This window comes from Streptomyces sp. BJ20 (genome assembly GCF_022869105.1).
Lineage (GTDB): Bacteria > Actinomycetota > Actinomycetes > Streptomycetales > Streptomycetaceae > Streptomyces > Streptomyces griseoincarnatus.
The window spans coordinates 6,669,264-6,687,082 of sequence record NZ_CP094918.1; the positions used below are offsets into that span (position 1 = coordinate 6,669,264).

Here is a 17,819-nt window from a genome sequence, read left to right on the forward strand (position 1 = left end):
CTTACCCGGCGGCGGAACCCCGGCGGGGGTTCAGCTCTTCTCGAAACGGAAGCCCACGCCGCGCACGGTGGCGATGTAGCGGGGGTTGGCCGCGTCGTCGCCGAGCTTCTTGCGCAGCCAGGAGATGTGCATGTCGAGGGTCTTGGTCGAGGACCACCAGGTGGTGTCCCAGACCTCGCGCATCAGCTGGTCGCGGGTGACCACCCGGCCCGCGTCGCGCACCAGCACCCGCAGCAGGTCGAACTCCTTGGCGGTGAGCTGGAGCTCCTCGTCGCCCATCCACGCGCGGTGCGACTCGACGTCGATCCGCACGCCGTGGGTGGCGGGCGGCTGCTGCGGCTCGGCGGCGCCGCGACGGAGCAGGGCCCGGACCCGGGCCAGCAGCTCGGCGAGCCGGAACGGCTTGGTGACGTAGTCGTCGGCGCCCGCGTCCAGGCCGACGACCGTGTCCACCTCGTCGGCGCGCGCGGTGAGGATCAGCAGGGGAACCGTGTGCCCCTCGGCGCGGAGCCGGCGGGCGACCTCCAGGCCGTCCATCCCCGGCAGCCCGAGGTCCAGCACGACCAGGTCGACGCCGCCCTGCATTCCGGCGTCCAGGGCGCCGGGTCCGTCCTCACGCACCTCGACTTCGTAGCCCTCCCGGCGCAGGGCGCGGGCCAGCGGCTCCGAGATGGACGCGTCGTCCTCGGCGAGCAGTACACGGGTCATGCGGATGATGGTAGACCCGTGGCCCGAGCCGCAGGGGTGTGATCGGCGGGCTCGGTTCTTACCGGTGTCTCACCCGATTCTCACCGTCCCGACCCCTGAGACGGACCTGCGGGTGCGAGGTGCGATGCTGGGCAGACCTTCGAATAGGCGATCACGGTTCCTTTGAAACCTGTGATTCGCGTCTCAAGTCCTTCCATATCCGGCAGTGTCCTGCCGTATGGTGAACCAACGCCTGTTGCACCGCGGGGACCTTTGGCGGCAGTTGACGCTGAAGGTCTCTTTCGTGTGCGGGCCGGCACGCTCTGCCGGTCCCTGAAGGAATGACCTGTGGCCGGGCCTTCGCCGCGCGTCGACGCACGGCGGGGCGTGGATCCCGGTGGTCGCCGTCCGTCGCTCCGTGATCCGGGGCGGCACCCCCCGGGCGTGGGGCGGACGGTACGCGCCCGCCGGTGCCGGCCAGCCCCCCACCGGGCGCGTACCCGTCTCGCGCGACGCGTCCCGACAGCAAGGAACGACCATGGCGTCCAGCCTGACGAAGGACTCGGTCTCCCCGGGCACCCCCGGATCCGAGAAGACCTTCTTCGGCCACCCCCGCGGACTGGCCACTCTCTTCATGACCGAGATGTGGGAGCGTTTCTCCTACTACGGCATGAGGGCTCTGCTCCCGCTGTACCTAGTCGCGCCGGGCGGTCTCGGCCTGAGCGCGGGCACCGCCACCGCCATCTACTCGGTGTACCTGTCGCTGGTGTACCTGCTCGCCCTGCCCGGCGGCTGGTTCGGCGACCGGGTCTGGGGCCCCCGCAGGACCGTCGCCGTCGCCGGCGGTGTCATCATGCTGGGTCACCTGACGCTGGCCCTGCCCTACTCGGGCACGTTCTACGGCGGCCTCGGCCTCGTCGCGATCGGCTCCGGTCTGCTGAAGGCCAACATCTCCACGATGGTCGGCCAGCTCTACAAGGGTCCGGACGACCCGCGCCGGGACGGCGGCTTCACCGTCTTCTACATGGGCATCAACCTCGGTGCCTTCGCCGCGCCGCTGATCATCGGCACCGTCGGTGAGAGCGTCAACTGGCACCTGGGCTTCGCGCTCGCCGCGCTCGGCATGGGTCTGGGCGTCACGCAGTTCCTGCTGGGCACCCGCCACCTGGACCCGCAGTCCAGCGTCGTCCCGAAGCCGCTGTCGGCCGAGGAGAAGGCCTCCACGCTGCGCAAGGCCGCGCTGTGGGCGGGCATCGCCGTCGTGGCGTACGCGATCGTCGGCTTCTCCGGCCACTACACCCTGAACTGGATCCTGGTCCCGCTGACCCTGCTCGGCGTGATCATCCCGGTGATGGTGCTGGCGCGCATCAAGCGCGACAAGGACCTCGACCGCACCGAGCAGTCGAAGATGTCCGCGTACATCTGGTTCTTCGTCGCCGCGGCGATCTTCTGGATGATCTACGACCAGGGCGGCTCGACCCTGTCGATCTTCGCCGACTCGTCGGCCGAGAACAGTGTGCTGGGCTGGGACTTCCCGGTCTCCTGGTACCAGTCGGTCAACCCGGTCCTGATCATGGCCCTGGCCCCGGTCTTCGCCTGGATCTGGCTCGCGCTGAACCGGCGCGGCAAGGAGCCGAGCACGATCGTGAAGTTCGCCTCCGGCCTGATGCTGGTCGGCGTCTCGTTCTTCCTGTTCCTCGCCCCGCTGTCGATCGCCGAGGGCGGCCACAAGGCGGCCGCGCTGTGGCTGGTGGCGATCTACTTCGTCCAGACCGTCGGCGAGCTGCTGCTCTCCCCGGTCGGCCTGTCGGTCACCACGAAGATGGCGCCCGCGAAGTACGCCTCGCAAATGATGGGCGTCTGGTTCCTGGCCGTCACCGCCGGTGACGCCACGACCGGTCTGCTGTCCATCGCCGGCGTCGACCTCAACAAGACGGGCATCGTCGCCCTGGAGGCGACCCTCGCGGTCGTGGCGGGCTTCGCGGTCTGGATGTACCGCAACAAGGTGAAGTCGCTGATGGGAGATGTCCGCTGACGCGGGTGTCGCGCGTCGCGCACTGAGTCGCGCACTGGAACGAAGGGCTCCCAGCCGGTACGGCTGGGAGCCCTTCGGGGTTTGGGGTGCGCTGCGGCGCGGGGGTGTGCGCTGTTGAGCGCCGCTGGGGTGGGGGCTCTTGCAGGGTGCCGGCCGGCTGTGGCTGACCGCGCAGTTCCCCGCGCCCCTGAGGGGCGCCGCGCCGCTGCGGGCAGTCGTGCCGCAGGGCGGCACGGGTGGGCGCGGCGGCACCTCGTCGGCGCCGAGCAGCGCAGACTCCCCCCGGCCCGGACCAGCACCGGAGCGTGTTGTACCCGGCCCGGGCACTGGAGGCGCCCAGGCGAGGCCGTGGCGGCCTGGGAGTTCCCGAGGCGGGGTCCGGTCGTTTCACGGCGGCTCAGGATCGTACAGGCGACCTCGCCCAAAACGAAGCGGCCCCCGGGAACCCTTTCAGGGTCCTGGAGGCCGGTGCGTACCGGGAACTACGACGGCGTGCCCAGCTCGGCCCAGACCGTCTTGCCCGCCACATCGGGCAGGCGCTGGACGCCCCAGTCCAGACACAGCCGCTGGACGATGAACATGCCGTGGCCCCCCGGGCGGCCCGCGCGGTGGGGTGTGCGCGGGGACGGCTGGCCGGTGCCGCGGTCGGTGACCTCGAGGCGGATCACTTTGCGGTCGCAGGTGATGGTCAGCAGGTCCGGCCCCTCGGCGTGCAGGCACGCGTTGGTGACCAGCTCGGACACGACGAGCAGGACGTCCTCGGCGGCGGCCCGGCGGTCGGCCGTGGCGGTCGGCAGCCAGCCCCAGTCGTACAGCGCCTGCCGCGTGAAGTCCCGCGCGAGCGGCACGACCCCGCTCTGGTCCTCGAAGCTCAGCCGGCGCACCTGTGCGCCGCCGGGCGGCCCAGGAGGGGACACCGTCTCGGCGGTCGGCGTGGCCACACCGCCGTCCGGGGCGCCCGCAGCCGGTGCAGCGCCCCCGGACGTCCCGGAAGCGCCGCTGGGCTCCGGACCGCGGTCGCCCGGCGAATAGGGCCGGGTGGTGCTCATCAGCGCTTCACCTCACCGTGTCACCAGTTCACAATGCAAAATCTGCCGTACTCCGCCGGTCACGCGCGGACGGCCCGCATGGTTCTCGGCACCCTCCCGACCCCCGCGTCCGGGACGTACAGGGTGTCTCCTGCCCGACCCGTCCGACGGAACACCCCCGTATTCGCACGAAAAAACGCGCAGGGAGCCCTCCCCCGGCGGCGGAGGCGGCACGAGCGCCCCGCCGGGCCTGCCCGCCCGCGTCACGCCGAATCGTCGGCCAGGGCCGCCTCGAGCGTGTCGTGGACGGCGAACACCGCGTCCGCCCCCGTGATTTCGAACACGCGCGCAACGACGGGCTGCATCCCCACGAGGGCCACCCCGCCACCGCCCGCCTCGGCCTTCAACCGGGCCCCGAGCAGCACGTTCAGCCCCGTGGAGTCACAGAACTCCAGCCGCGAGCAGTCGATGACAAGCCGCTTGAAACCCTTGGCGAGGCAGTCCTCCAGTGGCTCCCGCAACAGATCGGCGGTGTGGTGGTCCAACTCACCCGCCGGGGTCACGACGGCACTGGGGCCCTCTTCTCGCACCTCGACCAGAAGCCGGCCCGACTGTGCGCTGCCGACCGTCCCGCGGTCCATGCCGTCTCTCTCTCCCGAGGTCGTGGCTGTTCCTGACGCTCTCGAACATTACGCCTTCCGGCCACGCAACGACACTCTAACAATCACGCACAAACGGACATAAGCGCACAGAAGGCACTTGCGGGGGGCTCCGAGCAGCCGGTAGGGCTAGTAAAGACACGTAACCGACACGGCCGGCTTTGGAGGCGCCGCACACCGCAGTGCACGTTTTGGCTTCGGCAGCCATATGCCGAGAACGATGGAGGACATCATGTCACCCCGGCTCGACGCATCGCCTACCCACGAAGCGACGTCGACACCACCTCCGGAACATCTGGATCCCATCGAGCGGGACGACCTGGAAGTCGTCGAGGACGGTCTACTCGCCGGACTCCCGGAGATCCCCCCGTACGACGAGGTGGGCCCGGTCGACGCACGGGCCCTGTCCAAGACCCTGTTCGAGCGGCTGGAGTCGCTCGACGAAGGCAGTCACGAGTACTCGTACGTACGCACCACGCTCGTCGAACTGAACCTCGCCCTGGTCAAGTTCGCCGCCTCCCGGTTCCGCTCCCGCAGCGAGCCCATGGAGGACATCATCCAGGTCGGCACCATCGGCCTGATCAAGGCGATCGACCGCTTCGAGCACACGCGAGGTGTGGAGTTCCCCACTTTCGCGATGCCGACCATCATCGGCGAGATAAAGCGCTTCTTCCGCGACACCTCGTGGTCCGTGCGCGTACCGCGCCGCCTGCAGGAGCTGCGGCTGGACCTGGCCAAGGCGGGCGACGAACTGGCCCAGCAGCTCGACCGCGCGCCGACGGTGGCCGAGCTGGCGGAGCGGCTGGGCATCACCACCGACGAGGTCGTCGAGGGCATGGCCGCGTCGAACGCGTACACCGCCTCCTCCCTGGACGCCCAGCCCGAGGAGGACGACGCCGAGGGCGCGCTGGCCGACCGGATCGGTTACGAGGACCACGGGCTCGAAGGCATCGAGTACATCGAGTCGTTGAAGCCGCTGATCGCCGAACTGCCGTCGCGGGACCGGAAGATCCTGTCGCTGCGTTTCGTCGCCGGCATGACCCAGTCGGAGATCGGCGAGGAGCTCGGCATCTCCCAGATGCACGTCTCCCGTCTGCTGTCCCGGACGCTGGTCAAGCTGCGCAAGGGCCTCACGGTCGAGGAGTGATCCCGGCCGCGTGACGTCCCTCCTCCAGGGGCGGCCCGGACGGTCCGGGCCGCCTTTCAGAGGTTCTGGGGCCTTCCGGCGCCTGCTCAGACCTCCCGTACGCCCCTGCGCCACACGCCCGTGACCAGCGGGACGCCCGGCCGGTAGGCCAGGTGGACGTGGCTGGGGGCGTCCAGCAGCACCAGGTCCGCGTACGCGCCCGGGACGAGCCGGCCGACGTCGGTGCGCCGCAGCGCCGCCGCCCCGCCCGCGGTGGCCGCCCAGACCGCCTCGTCGGGCGTCATCCCCATGTCCCGCACGGCGAGCGCGACACAGAACGGCACCGACGAGGTGAACGACGAACCGGGGTTGCAGTCGGTGGACAGCGCCACGGTCGCCCCCGCGTCCAGCAGCCGCCGGGCGTCCGGCCACGCGGCCCGGGTGGAGAACTCCGCGCCGGGCAGCAGCGTCGCCACGGTCGAGCTGTTCGCCAGCGCGTCCACGTCGGCGTCGGTGAGGTGGGTGCAGTGGTCGGCGCTGGCCGCGTCCAGCTCGACGGCCAGCTGCACACCGGGGCCGTACGAGAGCTGGTTGGCGTGGATGCGCGGGTGCAGCCCCTTCGCCTTGCCCGCGGTGAGGATCGCGCGGGCCTGGTCGCCGTCGAAGGCGCCCTTCTCGCAGAACACGTCGATCCAACGGGCGTGCGGGGCACAAGCGTTCAGCATGTCTCCGGTGACCAGGGAGACGTAGCCGGCCGGGTCGTCGGCGAACTCGGGGGCGACGATGTGGGCGCCCAGGTAGGTCACCTCGTCGGTGTGGCGGGCGGCCAGGCGCAGGGCGCGGGCCTCGTCCTCGACGGTCAGTCCGTAGCCGGACTTGGTCTCGAAGGTCGTGGTGCCCTGACGGAGCGCCTCCGTGAGGTAGCGGGTGAGGTTGGCCTCCAGGTCCGCGTCGCCCGCGGCGCGGGTGGCGGCGACGGTGGTGCGGATGCCGCCCGCGCTGTACGGGCGGCCCGACATGCGGGCGTTGAACTCCTCGGTGCGGTCCCCGGCGAACACCAGGTGGGAGTGGGAGTCCACGAAGCCCGGCAGGACCGCGCGGCCGCCCGCGTCGACCCGGTTGTCGGTGGCGGGTGCTTTGCTTGATTCGCCGGTCCACACGACGCGGTCGCCCTCGATGACGACGGCCGCGTCCCGGACCGGGCCGAGGGGGTCCGAGTCGCGGAGGGAGGGGTCGTTGGTGACCAGCGTGGCGATGTTCGTGATGACGGTGGCGCTCATGGTGTCCTCATGGGTCGCGTGCTCATGGGTCGTCAGGCGCGCAGGTCCCGGATCGCCTGCGCGAGGGCTCCGGGCACGTCGGGGACCAGCGTGTGCGCCCCGTCGCTCACCACGTGCCGGCCTGCCACGACCGTGTGCCGCACATCGGCGGCCGTCGCGGCGAATACGGCCGTCTCGGCGCCCAGCCGGGGCAGCGGCCCCGCCGTCCTGACCGAGTCCAGCGCGACGGTGGTGAGGTCGGCGCGCGCCCCGGCCTCGATGACGCCGGTGTCGTCCCAGCCGAGCGCCGCGTGCCCGTCGACGGTGGCCGCGCGCAGCAGGGCCGCGGCCGTCCAGTGACCGCGGGTGCGGGTGCGCAGCCGCTCGTTCAGCTCCATCGCGCGCGCTTCCTCGAAGAGGTCGACGACGGCGTGGCTGTCGGAGCCGAGGCTGAGCGGGGAGCCCTCGTTCTGGAGGGCCACGGCGGGTCCGATGCCGTCGGCGAGGTCGCGTTCGGTGGTGGGGCACATGCAGGTGCCGGTGCCGCTGCCGCCGATCAGTGAGACGTCCTCGGCGGTGAGGTGGGTGTTGTGCACGCCGGTGGTGCGCGGCCCGAGCACGCCGTGCAGGGCGAGCAGCTGGGCGGGGGTGCAGCCGTGTGCCTCCCGGCAGGCGTCGTTCTCGGCGGTCTGCTCGGACAGGTGCACGTGCAGCGGGGCCCGCCGCTCCTCGGCCCAGCGCGCCACCGTCGACAGCTGCTCCGCGGGCACGGCCCGCACGGAGTGCACGGCCGCGCCGATCCGCGCGTGGTCCCGGTCCTTGAGAAGTGAAGAGCGTGCGGCCCAGGCCTCCGCGTCGCCGTCGGAGAAGCGGAGCTGGTGCGCGGTGGGCGGCCGGCCGAAGCCGGAGGAGAGGTAGGCGGCGTCGAGGAGGGTGATCCGGATGCCGGCCTCGGCGGCGGCCGCGAGGAGCGCCTCCCCCATGGCGTTGGGGTCGGCGTAGGGCGTGCCGCCGGGCGCGTGGTGCACGTAGTGGAACTCGCCTACGGTGGTGATCCCGGCCAGCGCCATCTCGGCGTACACGGCGCGGGCGAGGGCGTGGTAGCGGTCCGGGGTGAGCCGGTCGGCGGTGGCGTACATGACCTCGCGCCAGGTCCAGAAGGTGCCGGAGCCGACCTGGACGGTGGAGCGCAGGGCGCGGTGGAAGGCGTGACTGTGGGCGTTCGCCAGTCCGGGAAGGGTCAGTCCGCGCAGGATCGCGGCGCCGGGCGGGGGCACGGGGACGCCGGTGCGGACGGCGGCGATGCGCCCGTCCGTCATGTCGAGGGCGACGCCGGGCTCGACGTGCGTGCCGAGCCAGGCGTGTTCCAGCCAGTACGTCCGCGGGGTGGCGGTCACGGGGCGGCCAGTCCTTCCAGTACGTCGGCGAGGGCGAGGACCCCGGCCACGCAGTCGTCCTCGGCGGCGGACTCGGCCGGGGAGTGCGAGACGCCGGTGGGGTTCCGTACGAACAGCATGGCGGTCGGGACGCGTCCCGCGAGGATTCCCGCGTCGTGTCCCGCGCCGGTGCCGAGGACGGGCACCTTCAGACCGGCGTCCTTGCCGAGGATGCGGGCGAGCCGGTCGCGCAGGGCGTGGTCGAACTCGACGACGGGGGTGAAGGACTCGCGTTCCACGTCCAGCTGGACGCCGTGGTCGGCGGCGTACGCGCGGGCGGCCCGCTCCACCCCGCCGACCACCGCGTCCAGGCGCTCCTGGTCACAGGCGCGGGAGTCGAGCCAGCCGCGCACCAGGGAGGGCACGGCGTTGACGCCGTTCGGCTCGACGGCCATCTTGCCGAACGTGGCGACCCCGCCCGCCTGTTCGGCCTCCCGGCGGGCGGCGAGGACGGTCTCGGCGTACGGCAGCATCGGGTCGTGCCGGTCGGCGAGCCGGGTGGTGCCGGCGTGGTTGGCCTCGCCGTGGAAGTCGAACCGCCAGCGGCCGTGCGGCCAGATCGCGGAGGCGACGCCGACCCGGTCGCCGGTGAGGTCCAGCGCCCGGCCCTGCTCGACGTGCAGCTCGACGAACGCGCCGATGCGGCCGAGGCGTACGGGGTCGGGGCCGATGGCGTCCGGGTCGTGGCCGGCGGTCTCCATGGCCTGCGGGAGGGTGATGCCGTCGGCGTCGGTGAGGCGGTGGGCCTGGTCGACGGTGAGCGCGCCCGCGGTGAGCCGGGAGCCGACGCAGGCGAGCCCGAAGCGGGCGCCCTCCTCGTCGCCGAAGTTGACGATGCCGAGCGGCGTCGTCGGACGGACGCCCCGGCGGCGCAGTTCGTCGAGGGCGGCGAAGGCGGAGACGACTCCGAGGGGCCCGTCGAAGGCGCCGCCGTCGGGCACCGAGTCCAGGTGCGAGCCGGTGACCACGGCGTCCCCCTCGGCGGGGTCGCCGAGCCAGGCCCACTGGTTGCCGTTGCGGTCCTCCTCGTAGGTGAGGCCGCGGCGGCGGGCCTGCTCGCGGAACCAGTCCCGGCAGTCGGCGTCGGCGCCGGTCCAGGCGAACCGGCGGTAGCCGCCGCTGGCGGAGTTCCGTCCGACGGGCAGCAGTTGCCGCCACATCTCGTGGAACGAATCAGGCTGTGGGCAGTCGTTCCGCAGGGCGGAACGGGTGGGCACAGCCGAGCCCGCAGTCGGCGACGCCCCGCCTGCCCCCACCGGAGAGTTCCCGTCCTGATTCACGCGGAGTCACCCTCACGCATGGGCACCCGCACACCCTTCGCGTCCGCGACCGACTCCGCGATGTCGTACCCGGCGTCCACATGCCGGATGACGCCCATGCCCGGGTCGTTCGTCAGCACGCGGCGGATCTTCTCGCCGGCCAGGGCGGTGCCGTCGGCGACGGTGACCTGTCCGGCGTGGATGGAGCGGCCCATGCCGACGCCGCCGCCGTGGTGGATCGACACCCAGGAGGCGCCGGAGGCGACGTTCACCATGGCGTTGAGCAGGGGCCAGTCGGCGATGGCGTCGGAGCCGTCGAGCATCGCCTCGGTCTCCCGGTAGGGGGAGGCCACGGAGCCGCAGTCGAGGTGGTCGCGGCCGATGACGACGGGCGCGGACAGTTCGCCGCTCGCGACCATGTCGTTGAACCGCTCGCCGGCCTTGTCGCGTTCGCCGTAGCCGAGCCAGCAGATGCGGGCGGGCAGGCCCTGGAAGTGGACGCGCTCCCCGGCCATCTTGATCCAGCGGGCGAGGGACTCGTTCTCCGGGAAGAGGTCGAGGATGGCGCGGTCGGTCCGAGCGATGTCGGCGGGGTCGCCGGAGAGGGCGGCCCAGCGGAAGGGGCCTTTGCCCTCGCAGAACAGGGGCCGGATGTAGGCGGGGACGAAGCCGGGGAAGGCGAACGCCCGCTCGTACCCGGCGAGCTGGGCCTCGCCGCGGAGGGAGTTGCCGTAGTCGAACACCTCGGCGCCGGCGTCCTGGAAGCCGACCATCGCCTCCACGTGCCTGGCCATGGACTCGCGGGCGCGCGTGGTGAAGCCGGCCGGGTCCTTGGCGGCCGCGTCGGCCATGTCCTCGAAGGCCGTGCCGAGGGGCAGGTAGGCGAGGGGGTCGTGGGCGGAGGTCTGGTCGGTGACGACGTCGATCGGCGCGCCCATGGCAAGGAGCTGCGGGACGGCCTCGGCCGCGTTGCCGAGGACGCCGACGGACAGCGGGCGTCGGGCGTCGCGGGCCTCGACGGCGAGGCGCAGCGCGTGGTCGAGGGAGTCGGCCTTCACGTCGAGGTAGCGGTGCTCGATGCGGCGGTCGATGGCGCGCGGGTCGCAGTCGACGCAGATGGCGACGCCGTCGTTCATGGTGACCGCGAGCGGCTGGGCGCCGCCCATGCCGCCGAGTCCGGCCGTGAGGGTGATGGTGCCGGCGAGGGAGCCGTTGAAGCGCTTGGCGGCGACGGCGGCGAAGGTCTCGTAGGTGCCCTGGAGGATGCCCTGGGTGCCGATGTAGATCCAGGAGCCGGCGGTCATCTGCCCGTACATGGTCAGCCCGAGCTGCTCCAGGCGGCGGAACTCCTCCCAGTTCGCCCAGTCGCCGACCAGGTTGGAGTTGGCGAGGAGGACGCGCGGTGCCCACTCGTGGGTCTGCATCACGCCGACGGGGCGGCCGGACTGGACGAGCATCGTCTCGTCCTGCTTGAGGGTTCGCAGCGTGCGGACCATGGCGTCGAAGGAGCGCCAGTCGCGGGCCGCCTTGCCGGTACCGCCGTAGACGACGAGCTTGTCGGGGTGCTCGGCGACCTCCGGGTCGAGGTTGTTCTGCAGCATCCGCAGGGCGGCCTCCTGCTGCCATCCCAGGGCGCTCAGCTCGCTGCCGCGCGGTGCTCGGACCACACCGGGGGGTGGCCCGTAGGGCCTCGATCGAGGGTGGTGGGGGGAGACGGGAGGGAGAGGTCCTGACATGGGGTGCCTCCAGGTGGCCACACGACGTCTGCAGATATTCACATCCTCATTGACTGAATAGACCTAGTCAATACAGGGGGTGCGTCGGCGCCTCCGTCCGGGGGATGTTTGGCTGGATGCATGCGCGCGAACGAGCAGATACGTGACAGGACGGGCGACGTGACGGCCGGGGCCGACCCGCGGGCCGCCGGGCGGGCGGCCCGCCGGGACGCCGCGGTGCGGGCGGCCGTGGAGCGGGGCTTCCTGGACACCGACGCGCCCCTCGTGGGGCTGCTGGACGTCACCGGCATCCGTGAGTCGGCGGCGGACCTGCGGGCCGCCTTCGAGGCCGTGACCGCGCCCGGCACGCCGGTGCTGCACGCCTTCGCGGTGAAGGCGAGCCCGCTGGTGCCGGTGCTGCGGCTGCTGCGTGAGGAGGGCGTCGGCGCGGAAGTGGCCAGCCCGGGCGAGCTGGCGCTGGCGCGCGCCGCGGGTGTGGAGCCGGGGCGCACGGTGCTGGACTCCCCCGCCAAGACGCCCGCCGAGCTGCGGGAGGCGCTGGAGCTGGGCATCGCCGTCAACGCGGACAACCCGCAGGAGCTGGAGCGCATCGACGCGCTGGTGGCCGGCACGGACGTGCGGTCGCCGCTGGGTATCCGGGTGAACCCGCAGGTCGGGGGCGGTTCCATCGAGGCGCTGTCGACCGCGACGGCCACGTCGAAGTTCGGTGTGGCGCTGCGGGACGAGGGCGCGCGGGAGTGGGTGGTCCAGGCGTACCTGGACCGTCCGTGGCTGACCCGGCTGCACGCCCACACCGGCTCCCAGGGCATCGCCCTGACGATGATGGCGCGCGGGGTCGCGGAGACGTACGAGCTGGCGGAGGAGATCAACCGGCGGGCCGGACGCCGGCAGGTCGACACCCTCGACATCGGCGGCGGACTGCCGGTGAACTTCGCCTCCGAGGAGAGCCGCCCGACGTACGCGGAGTACGCGCGGCTGCTGAAGGAGACGGTGCCGGGGCTGTTCGACGGGCGGTACGGGCTGGTCACCGAGTTCGGCCGGTCCCTGCTGGCGAAGCACGGCACGGTGGTCACGCGCGTGGAGTACGCCAAGAGCGCGGGCGGCCGTCCGGTCGCGGTGACCCACGCGGGCGTGCAGGTCGCGACGCGCACGGTGTACGCGCCGCAGTCGTGGCCGCTGCGGATCGCCGCGTACGACGCGAAGGGGCTGCCCAAGGAAGGCCCGGCGGTCGTCCAGGACGTCGCCGGCCCGGCCTGCTTCGCGGGCGACCTGCTGGCGCAGGGGCAGGAACTGCCGCTGCTGGAGCAGGGCGACCACGCGGCGGCGCTGGACACCGGCGCGTACTACTTCGCGCACCACTACGCCTACAACTCGCTCCCGCGCCCGGCCGTCCTCGGCTACGCGCAGTCCCCCTCGGGCGAGATCACCTTCGCGACGGTCCGCCCGGCCCAGCCGATCGAGGAAATCGTCGCGGAGTCGGGCGCGGCCCATACGGACGCTCTGACGGGCCTGGGCTGAACCGCCTCCGTCGGCACCGGCCGCAGCACGGACGCACACCCGCGCCCCGGCCTCCCGCACCCCGGCACGGCCGGTAGCCGCACGGCAGCGCGCCCGCGCCGCCTCCCGAGTGCCGACACGGCACACGCCCGGTGCGCCGAGGCCGGTCCGGCGCAGCCCGCACGAAGCCCCAACAGGCCTGGGCTGAACCGCCTCCGTCGGCACCGGCCGCAGCACGGACACACACCCGCGCCCCGGCCTCCCGCACCCCGGCACGGCCGGTAGCCGCACGGCAGCGCGCCCGCGCCGCCTCCCGAGTGCCGACACGGCACACGCCCGGTGCGCCCATGCGCCGCAGGGCTGGCCCGGCCCGGCGCAGCCCGCGCGGACACACCCCAACGGGCCTGGGCCGAGCGCCTCGGACGGCACCCGACGGGGCACGGGCGACGGCAGCGCGCCGACGCCGCCTCCCGAGTGCCGACACGGCACACGCCCGGTGCACCCATGCGCCGCAGGGCTGGCCCGGCCCGGCGCAGCCCGCGCGGACACACCCCAACGGGCCTGGGCCCAGCCGGCTCCGGCCCGGGTCGGACGGGGCGTCGGCGTGTGGCGCGGGTACGGGTGTGGGGCCGACACGGCCGTGTCAGGCGCGGACACACCCCGGGCGCGTGGTGACCGCGCGCCCGGGGTGTTCCGTCACGCCGCCGTCGTCAGCTTGCGGCGCGCTCCGCCCGGGGCCGCGTCGCCCGCGGCGATGCCTGTGGTGCGGTAGGCCTTGACGGCGCGGCCGGCGGGGCGGCCCGCGCCGTTGCGGAGCCAGTCCACGCGGACCCACAGCAGTACCTCGTCGGCGCGTTCCAGGCGGCCGATCCACGCCGCCTTCAGCCACAGCCCCACACCGCACCCGGCGAGCAGCAGTCCGGCCGCGGCGGGCGCCGCGAGGGCCGAGCCCAGGGCCGCGAGGAAGGCGAGCAGCAGCCACCAGCGGTGCGCCCGGCGCCAGTTGCGCGCGGTGACCGCGCGGTCCTGCAGCACGTCGTGCCGGCCCGCCCGGGCCGCCGCGCGGGCCAGTGCGCGGTACCGGCCCCGCCCTGTCAGCGTCACGAGGGCCGCGGCCACGAGGAACAGCGCGGCTCCGCCGAGCGCGCCGATCCGCAGCCCCGTCAGACCCGGCACGAACGCCCCGGCGCCCGCGGCGACGACCCCCAGCCACCACAGTGGCGCGGCTCCGGCCCGTACGACGACGGCCACCCGGGCCAGCCCCTGTCCTCCGCGCGTCACGTCCAGCCTCCCGTCTCCCGATTCCTGAGGAAGTCCATCTGTGGGAAGTCCCTTACCTGTGGAACGCCTTCGAGGGAAGTCCCCGGTGACGGACGCTAGCGGGGCAAGCTGAGACGAGTCTGAGAAGACGCGGGGGGACGGCCGCCGCGTCACTCTCCTCACTCCACGAACAGCCCGCGCGCCGCAGCCCGGGTGTCGAACTCCTCCAGCCGCGCCTGCGCGTCGGGCAGGTCGTCGCACATCGCCTCGAGCAGCACCCGCCCCAGCAGCATCGGCGCGCACGCGGTGTCGAACACCAGCGCCGTGCCGACGGCGGCCGGCAGCAGCAGGTCGGACACCTTGGCGACCGGCGCGAACGCCGAGTCCGCGACGGTGACGACGGCCAGCCCCGACTCCTTGGCGTGGACGAGCGCGTCGAGGACCTCGCGCGGATGCCGTGGCAGCGCGAAGCACAGCAGCGCCGACGCCCCCGCCCGCACGGCCGCGTCGATCCGGTCGAGCAGCATCGTGCCGCCCTCGTTGAGCAGCCGTACGTCCGGGTGGACCTTGGCGGCGAAGTAGGCGAAGCCGTGCGCCTGGGCGGCGGCGGCCCGCAGGCCGAGGACGGGCAGCGGGCGGCTCTCCGCGAGCACCCGCCCCGCGCGCCGTACGGGCTCGGGGTCGGCCAGCACCTCCGCGAGATGGCGCAGGTTCTCGATCTCGGCCTCGACGGCCTGCTGGTACTCGTTGAGCGAGCCGGTGTCGGGGGCGGGTTCGGCCGGCGCGACCTCGCGCAGGTACCGGCGCAGCGCGGGGTAGCCGTCGAAGCCGAGGGCGACGGCGAAGCGGGTCACGGAGGGCTGGCTCACCCCGGCCAGTTCGGCCAGCTCCACGCTCGACAGGAACGGCACGTCGGCGGCGCGCCGCACCATGCTGTGGGCGATGCGCCGCTGGGTGGGCGTCAGCCGGTGCCCCTCGAAGAGCGCCTGGAGACGCGCCGCGGGGCTCTCGGTGCCGCTCATGACCTGACTCCCCCTCGGCCGTCCCCGGCCCATTCATCCGTCGTGACTTCTGCATGCCGTTATACAGGCGAACGCCGCACCGTGCCGGACGGGCGCCGGACCCTGCGCGGATCACGCCATGTCATGGATCCGGGGCCCTCTTCCCGGACCCATCCGGATCTCGACGATTTCGCCACGAGGTCCGCGAGGCCGGGAACGGCCGGATAGCGTAAGTCGTCGAACATGTAAGCAATTCTGGACTCAGGTGCCCCACGGGGCACAGGGCGCAGGAGTGGGTGGGGGCGTGGACGCGCAGAGTCGTGGGCGGGCGGAAGGGGCCGATCCCGCCGACCAGTGGGTGCTCAATCCGCAGACCGGTGAGTACGAGCTGAGGCTGGAGGGCGACGTGCGGCCCCCGACGCCTCCGACGCCCTCGGTGCCGCGCCAGCGCACCCGCCAGGCGCCCGGCCCGCGTCCCGGCGGCCCGCGCGAGACCGACCCGGACCCGCGCGACCGGGACGGCGACCCCGCCCCCGGCGGCCCCCGCGACTCGCACCGCCGCACGCGCAGGCAGCCGAAGCGGTCCGGCCGCCGCAAGGCGCTGATGTGGACCGGGGGCGTGATGGGCCTGGTGCTCGTCGGCGGCTCGGCGTTCGCGTACTACTGGTGGGACCGCCTGGGCGGGAACATCGACACCGTCGACATCGGTGACGTCGGCAGCGACACCGTCCTCGGGGACGGCCCGGCCAACATCCTCGTCATCGGCAACGACGTCCGCACCGGCAAGGGCAACGAGGCGTACGGCAACCGGGACAACGTGACCGGGCATGCCGACACCACGCTGCTGTTCCACGTCGCCGGGGACCGGTCCAACGCGACGGTGGTGAGCATCCCCCGGGACCTGATGACGGAGATACCGGACTGCGAGACCCGGCAGTCCGACGGCTCGACGAAGACGGTCCCCGGCTCGCAGGGCACCACCCGGTTCAACGAGTCCTACGGCGTCGAGGGCCGCGACCCCGGCTGCACCATGCGCACGGTCGAGCAGCTGACCGGCCTGGACGTGGACCACTTCATGATGTTCGACTTCAACGCCGTCAAGACGCTGTCCACGGCGGTCGGCGGCGTCGAGGTGTGCCTGGAGCAGCCGCTGAAGGACACCTCGGGCGGCACCAAGCTCGACCTGCCGGCCGGGAAGAGCACCCTCCAGGGCGAGGAGGCGCTGTCCTTCCTGCGCAACCGGCACGGGCTGAAGAACGAGAGCGACCTGGACCGGATCGGGATGCAGCAGAAGTTCGTCGCGTCGATGCTGCGCCGCCTCAAGGAGGACACGCTCGGCAGCCCGACGAAGATGCTGGACGTCGCCGACGCGGCCACCAAGTCCCTCACCGTGGACAAGGCCATCGGCAGCCCCGGCAAGCTGCTCACCCTCGCCAAGGAACTCGGCAAGATCGACCTGAAGAACATCACGCTGATGACGCTCCCGGTGGTCGACAACCCGGACGAACCCAAACCCGTCACCGTCGTCCCGGACCCGGCCAAAGCACCGCAGGTGTTCTCCATGCTCCAGGACGACGTGTCGTTCACCGAGGTGAAGAAGGAGAAGAAGAAGGCCAAGGACAAGCAGGACGCGCTGCTGAAGGGCGCGCGGGCCGAGGCGTCCGCCGTGCGCGTCGACGTCCTCAACGGCGGCGGCCCGCAGGGCGCGGCCGGGGAGACGGTCACCTGGCTGCAGAACGGCCAGGGGGTGTCCCGTTCGGCGAACCAGGGCAACGCCCCCGCGAAGGTCTCCCGCACCCAGCTCGTGTACGCCCCGGACCAGGCGGACCAGGCCCGCAAGCTGGCCGACCTGATGGGCCTGCCCGCCTCCGCGATGAAGCCCACCGCCGAGGCCGGCGACGGACCGATGACCCTGACCCTCGGCCCCGACTTCACGGAGGCCGGGGTGCCGGTCGCGACACCGAAGAAGGTCGACGTCCCGCAGTCCCGGGCCGACGAGAAGATGTGCAAGGGCTGATCTGAGGCGGCGCGCGGGGGCCGCGGGACGGCGGCCCGCCCGAGGACGGGAACGGGGGTTACCCCCAGTGCGCGCCGGCTCCCGCGTCCCTACCTTGTGAGACATGACCGGAATGGACGCGCGGGACGCCGAGCTGAAGAAGGAACTCCACGCCTCCCTGCAGGCCCGCAGGGAACTGGGCGAGGACTACGAGTCCGCCCTGATCGACTCGTTCCTGGAGAAGGTCGACCAGCGCGTCGACGGCGCCGTGGAGCGCCGGGTGCGCCGGCAGCTGGCGGAGCATCAGCTGACGTCCGCCCGGGACGCGCGGGCGCCGAAGGCCACGGACTCCTGGGGCGAGCGGTTCGGCTTCGGGATCGTGTCGATGGTGCTGGCGGTGCCGCTGTCCGCGATCGGCGGGGGCGTGGCCGGCCTGCCCGGCCTGCTGGTCGCCTGGGCGGGGATCGTCGGCGTGAACGTCGTCCAGGTCGCGCGCGGCAACCCGGCGCTGTTCCGGGGCCGCCGCTCCACGCGGGACGACGACGCCTGGGAGGACTGAGCCGCACGGGGGGAAGTGGCGCGGGTGCCCCGGGGTGGGGGAAGGATTTGCGCGGGGACCGCCGCACCCCCGTTGCCGGGGGGCGGGACGACGGCGGTCCCCGCGAACACGCGCTCCGCCACGGGCGTAGTGCGTTTCACAGGCGTCCATGGAGGTCCGGGAGCCGCTCCGGAGGTCCTTCGACGCCGTGTGGCCGTCGGCCGGAACGGGGAGCCGCTCCCGTCCCGCCGACATCCACCACTGTGCCGGAGCCGTGTTAACCGAGTGCTGCGCGGGCGTGA

The 17,819-nt window shown here is 72.9% G+C and carries 14 protein-coding genes; 5 read left to right on the forward strand and 9 right to left on the reverse strand.

The window, feature by feature from the left end:
• Positions 1-30 precede the first annotated feature (30 nt).
• Positions 31-708, reverse strand: a complete 678-nt coding sequence (locus MTR79_RS29940; protein ID WP_019522689.1) for a response regulator transcription factor — start codon at positions 706-708, stop codon at positions 31-33.
• Between the two features lie 517 nt (positions 709-1,225).
• Between MTR79_RS29940 and MTR79_RS29945 the strand changes: the two genes are divergently transcribed.
• Positions 1,226-2,722 (forward strand): oligopeptide:H+ symporter, encoded by a 1,497-nt coding sequence (locus MTR79_RS29945; protein ID WP_086701061.1) that lies wholly within the window; start codon positions 1,226-1,228, stop codon positions 2,720-2,722.
• A gap of 482 nt (positions 2,723-3,204) precedes the next feature.
• Here MTR79_RS29945 and MTR79_RS29950 read toward each other — a convergent pair whose 3' ends face one another.
• Together MTR79_RS29950 and MTR79_RS29955 are read right to left on the reverse strand one after the other, a co-directional pair.
• Positions 3,205-3,771 (reverse strand): ATP-binding protein, encoded by a 567-nt coding sequence (locus MTR79_RS29950; RefSeq protein WP_086701060.1) that lies wholly within the window; start codon positions 3,769-3,771, stop codon positions 3,205-3,207.
• A gap of 242 nt (positions 3,772-4,013) precedes the next feature.
• On the reverse strand, positions 4,014-4,391 hold the full coding sequence (locus MTR79_RS29955; RefSeq protein WP_019522686.1) for an STAS domain-containing protein: 378 nt from the start codon (positions 4,389-4,391) through the stop codon (positions 4,014-4,016).
• Between the two features lie 250 nt (positions 4,392-4,641).
• Between MTR79_RS29955 and MTR79_RS29960 the strand changes: the two genes are divergently transcribed.
• The gene (locus tag MTR79_RS29960; protein ID WP_086701079.1) at positions 4,642-5,556 is read left to right on the forward strand and encodes an RNA polymerase sigma factor SigF; all 915 of its coding nucleotides are present in this window, start codon (positions 4,642-4,644) and stop codon (positions 5,554-5,556) included.
• 86 nt (positions 5,557-5,642) lie between these two features.
• On the opposite strand, the gene hutI is transcribed toward MTR79_RS29960, so the two are convergent.
• From hutI to hutU, 4 genes are all read right to left on the reverse strand, one after another.
• Positions 5,643-6,815 (reverse strand): imidazolonepropionase, encoded by a 1,173-nt coding sequence (hutI, locus tag MTR79_RS29965; protein WP_086701058.1) that lies wholly within the window; start codon positions 6,813-6,815, stop codon positions 5,643-5,645.
• Between the two features lie 32 nt (positions 6,816-6,847).
• Positions 6,848-8,191, reverse strand: a complete 1,344-nt coding sequence (locus tag MTR79_RS29970) for a formimidoylglutamate deiminase (RefSeq protein ID WP_086701057.1) — start codon at positions 8,189-8,191, stop codon at positions 6,848-6,850.
• A complete protein-coding gene (locus MTR79_RS29975) occupies positions 8,188-9,390 on the reverse strand; it encodes an allantoate amidohydrolase (protein WP_244792469.1) in 1,203 nt (400 codons plus the stop codon). Before MTR79_RS29975 ends, MTR79_RS29970 begins: the two co-directional genes overlap by 4 nt.
• A gap of 116 nt (positions 9,391-9,506) precedes the next feature.
• Complete coding sequence (hutU, locus tag MTR79_RS29980; protein WP_244792471.1) at positions 9,507-11,225, reverse strand: urocanate hydratase; 1,719 nt, start codon at positions 11,223-11,225, stop codon at positions 9,507-9,509.
• A 120-nt stretch (positions 11,226-11,345) separates the two neighbouring features.
• Between hutU and MTR79_RS29985 the strand changes: the two genes are divergently transcribed.
• Positions 11,346-12,743 (forward strand): diaminopimelate decarboxylase, encoded by a 1,398-nt coding sequence (locus MTR79_RS29985; protein WP_244792473.1) that lies wholly within the window; start codon positions 11,346-11,348, stop codon positions 12,741-12,743.
• Positions 12,744-13,418: 675 nt separating this feature from the next.
• Here the strand turns inward: MTR79_RS29985 and MTR79_RS29990 are convergent.
• Positions 13,419-14,003 (reverse strand): hypothetical protein, encoded by a 585-nt coding sequence (locus MTR79_RS29990; protein ID WP_086701050.1) that lies wholly within the window; start codon positions 14,001-14,003, stop codon positions 13,419-13,421.
• A 158-nt stretch (positions 14,004-14,161) separates the two neighbouring features.
• A complete protein-coding gene (locus MTR79_RS29995) occupies positions 14,162-15,004 on the reverse strand; it encodes a MurR/RpiR family transcriptional regulator (RefSeq protein WP_244792474.1) in 843 nt (280 codons plus the stop codon).
• A 283-nt stretch (positions 15,005-15,287) separates the two neighbouring features.
• On the opposite strand from MTR79_RS29995, the gene MTR79_RS30000 reads away from it, so the two are divergent.
• Both MTR79_RS30000 and MTR79_RS30005 read left to right on the forward strand, forming a co-directional pair.
• The gene (locus tag MTR79_RS30000; protein WP_244792476.1) at positions 15,288-17,000 is read left to right on the forward strand and encodes an LCP family protein; all 1,713 of its coding nucleotides are present in this window, start codon (positions 15,288-15,290) and stop codon (positions 16,998-17,000) included.
• 112 nt (positions 17,001-17,112) lie between these two features.
• Positions 17,113-17,538: a hypothetical protein gene (locus tag MTR79_RS30005; protein WP_086699014.1), complete on the forward strand. Its 426-nt coding sequence runs from the start codon at positions 17,113-17,115 to the stop codon at positions 17,536-17,538.
• Positions 17,539-17,819 lie beyond the last annotated feature (281 nt).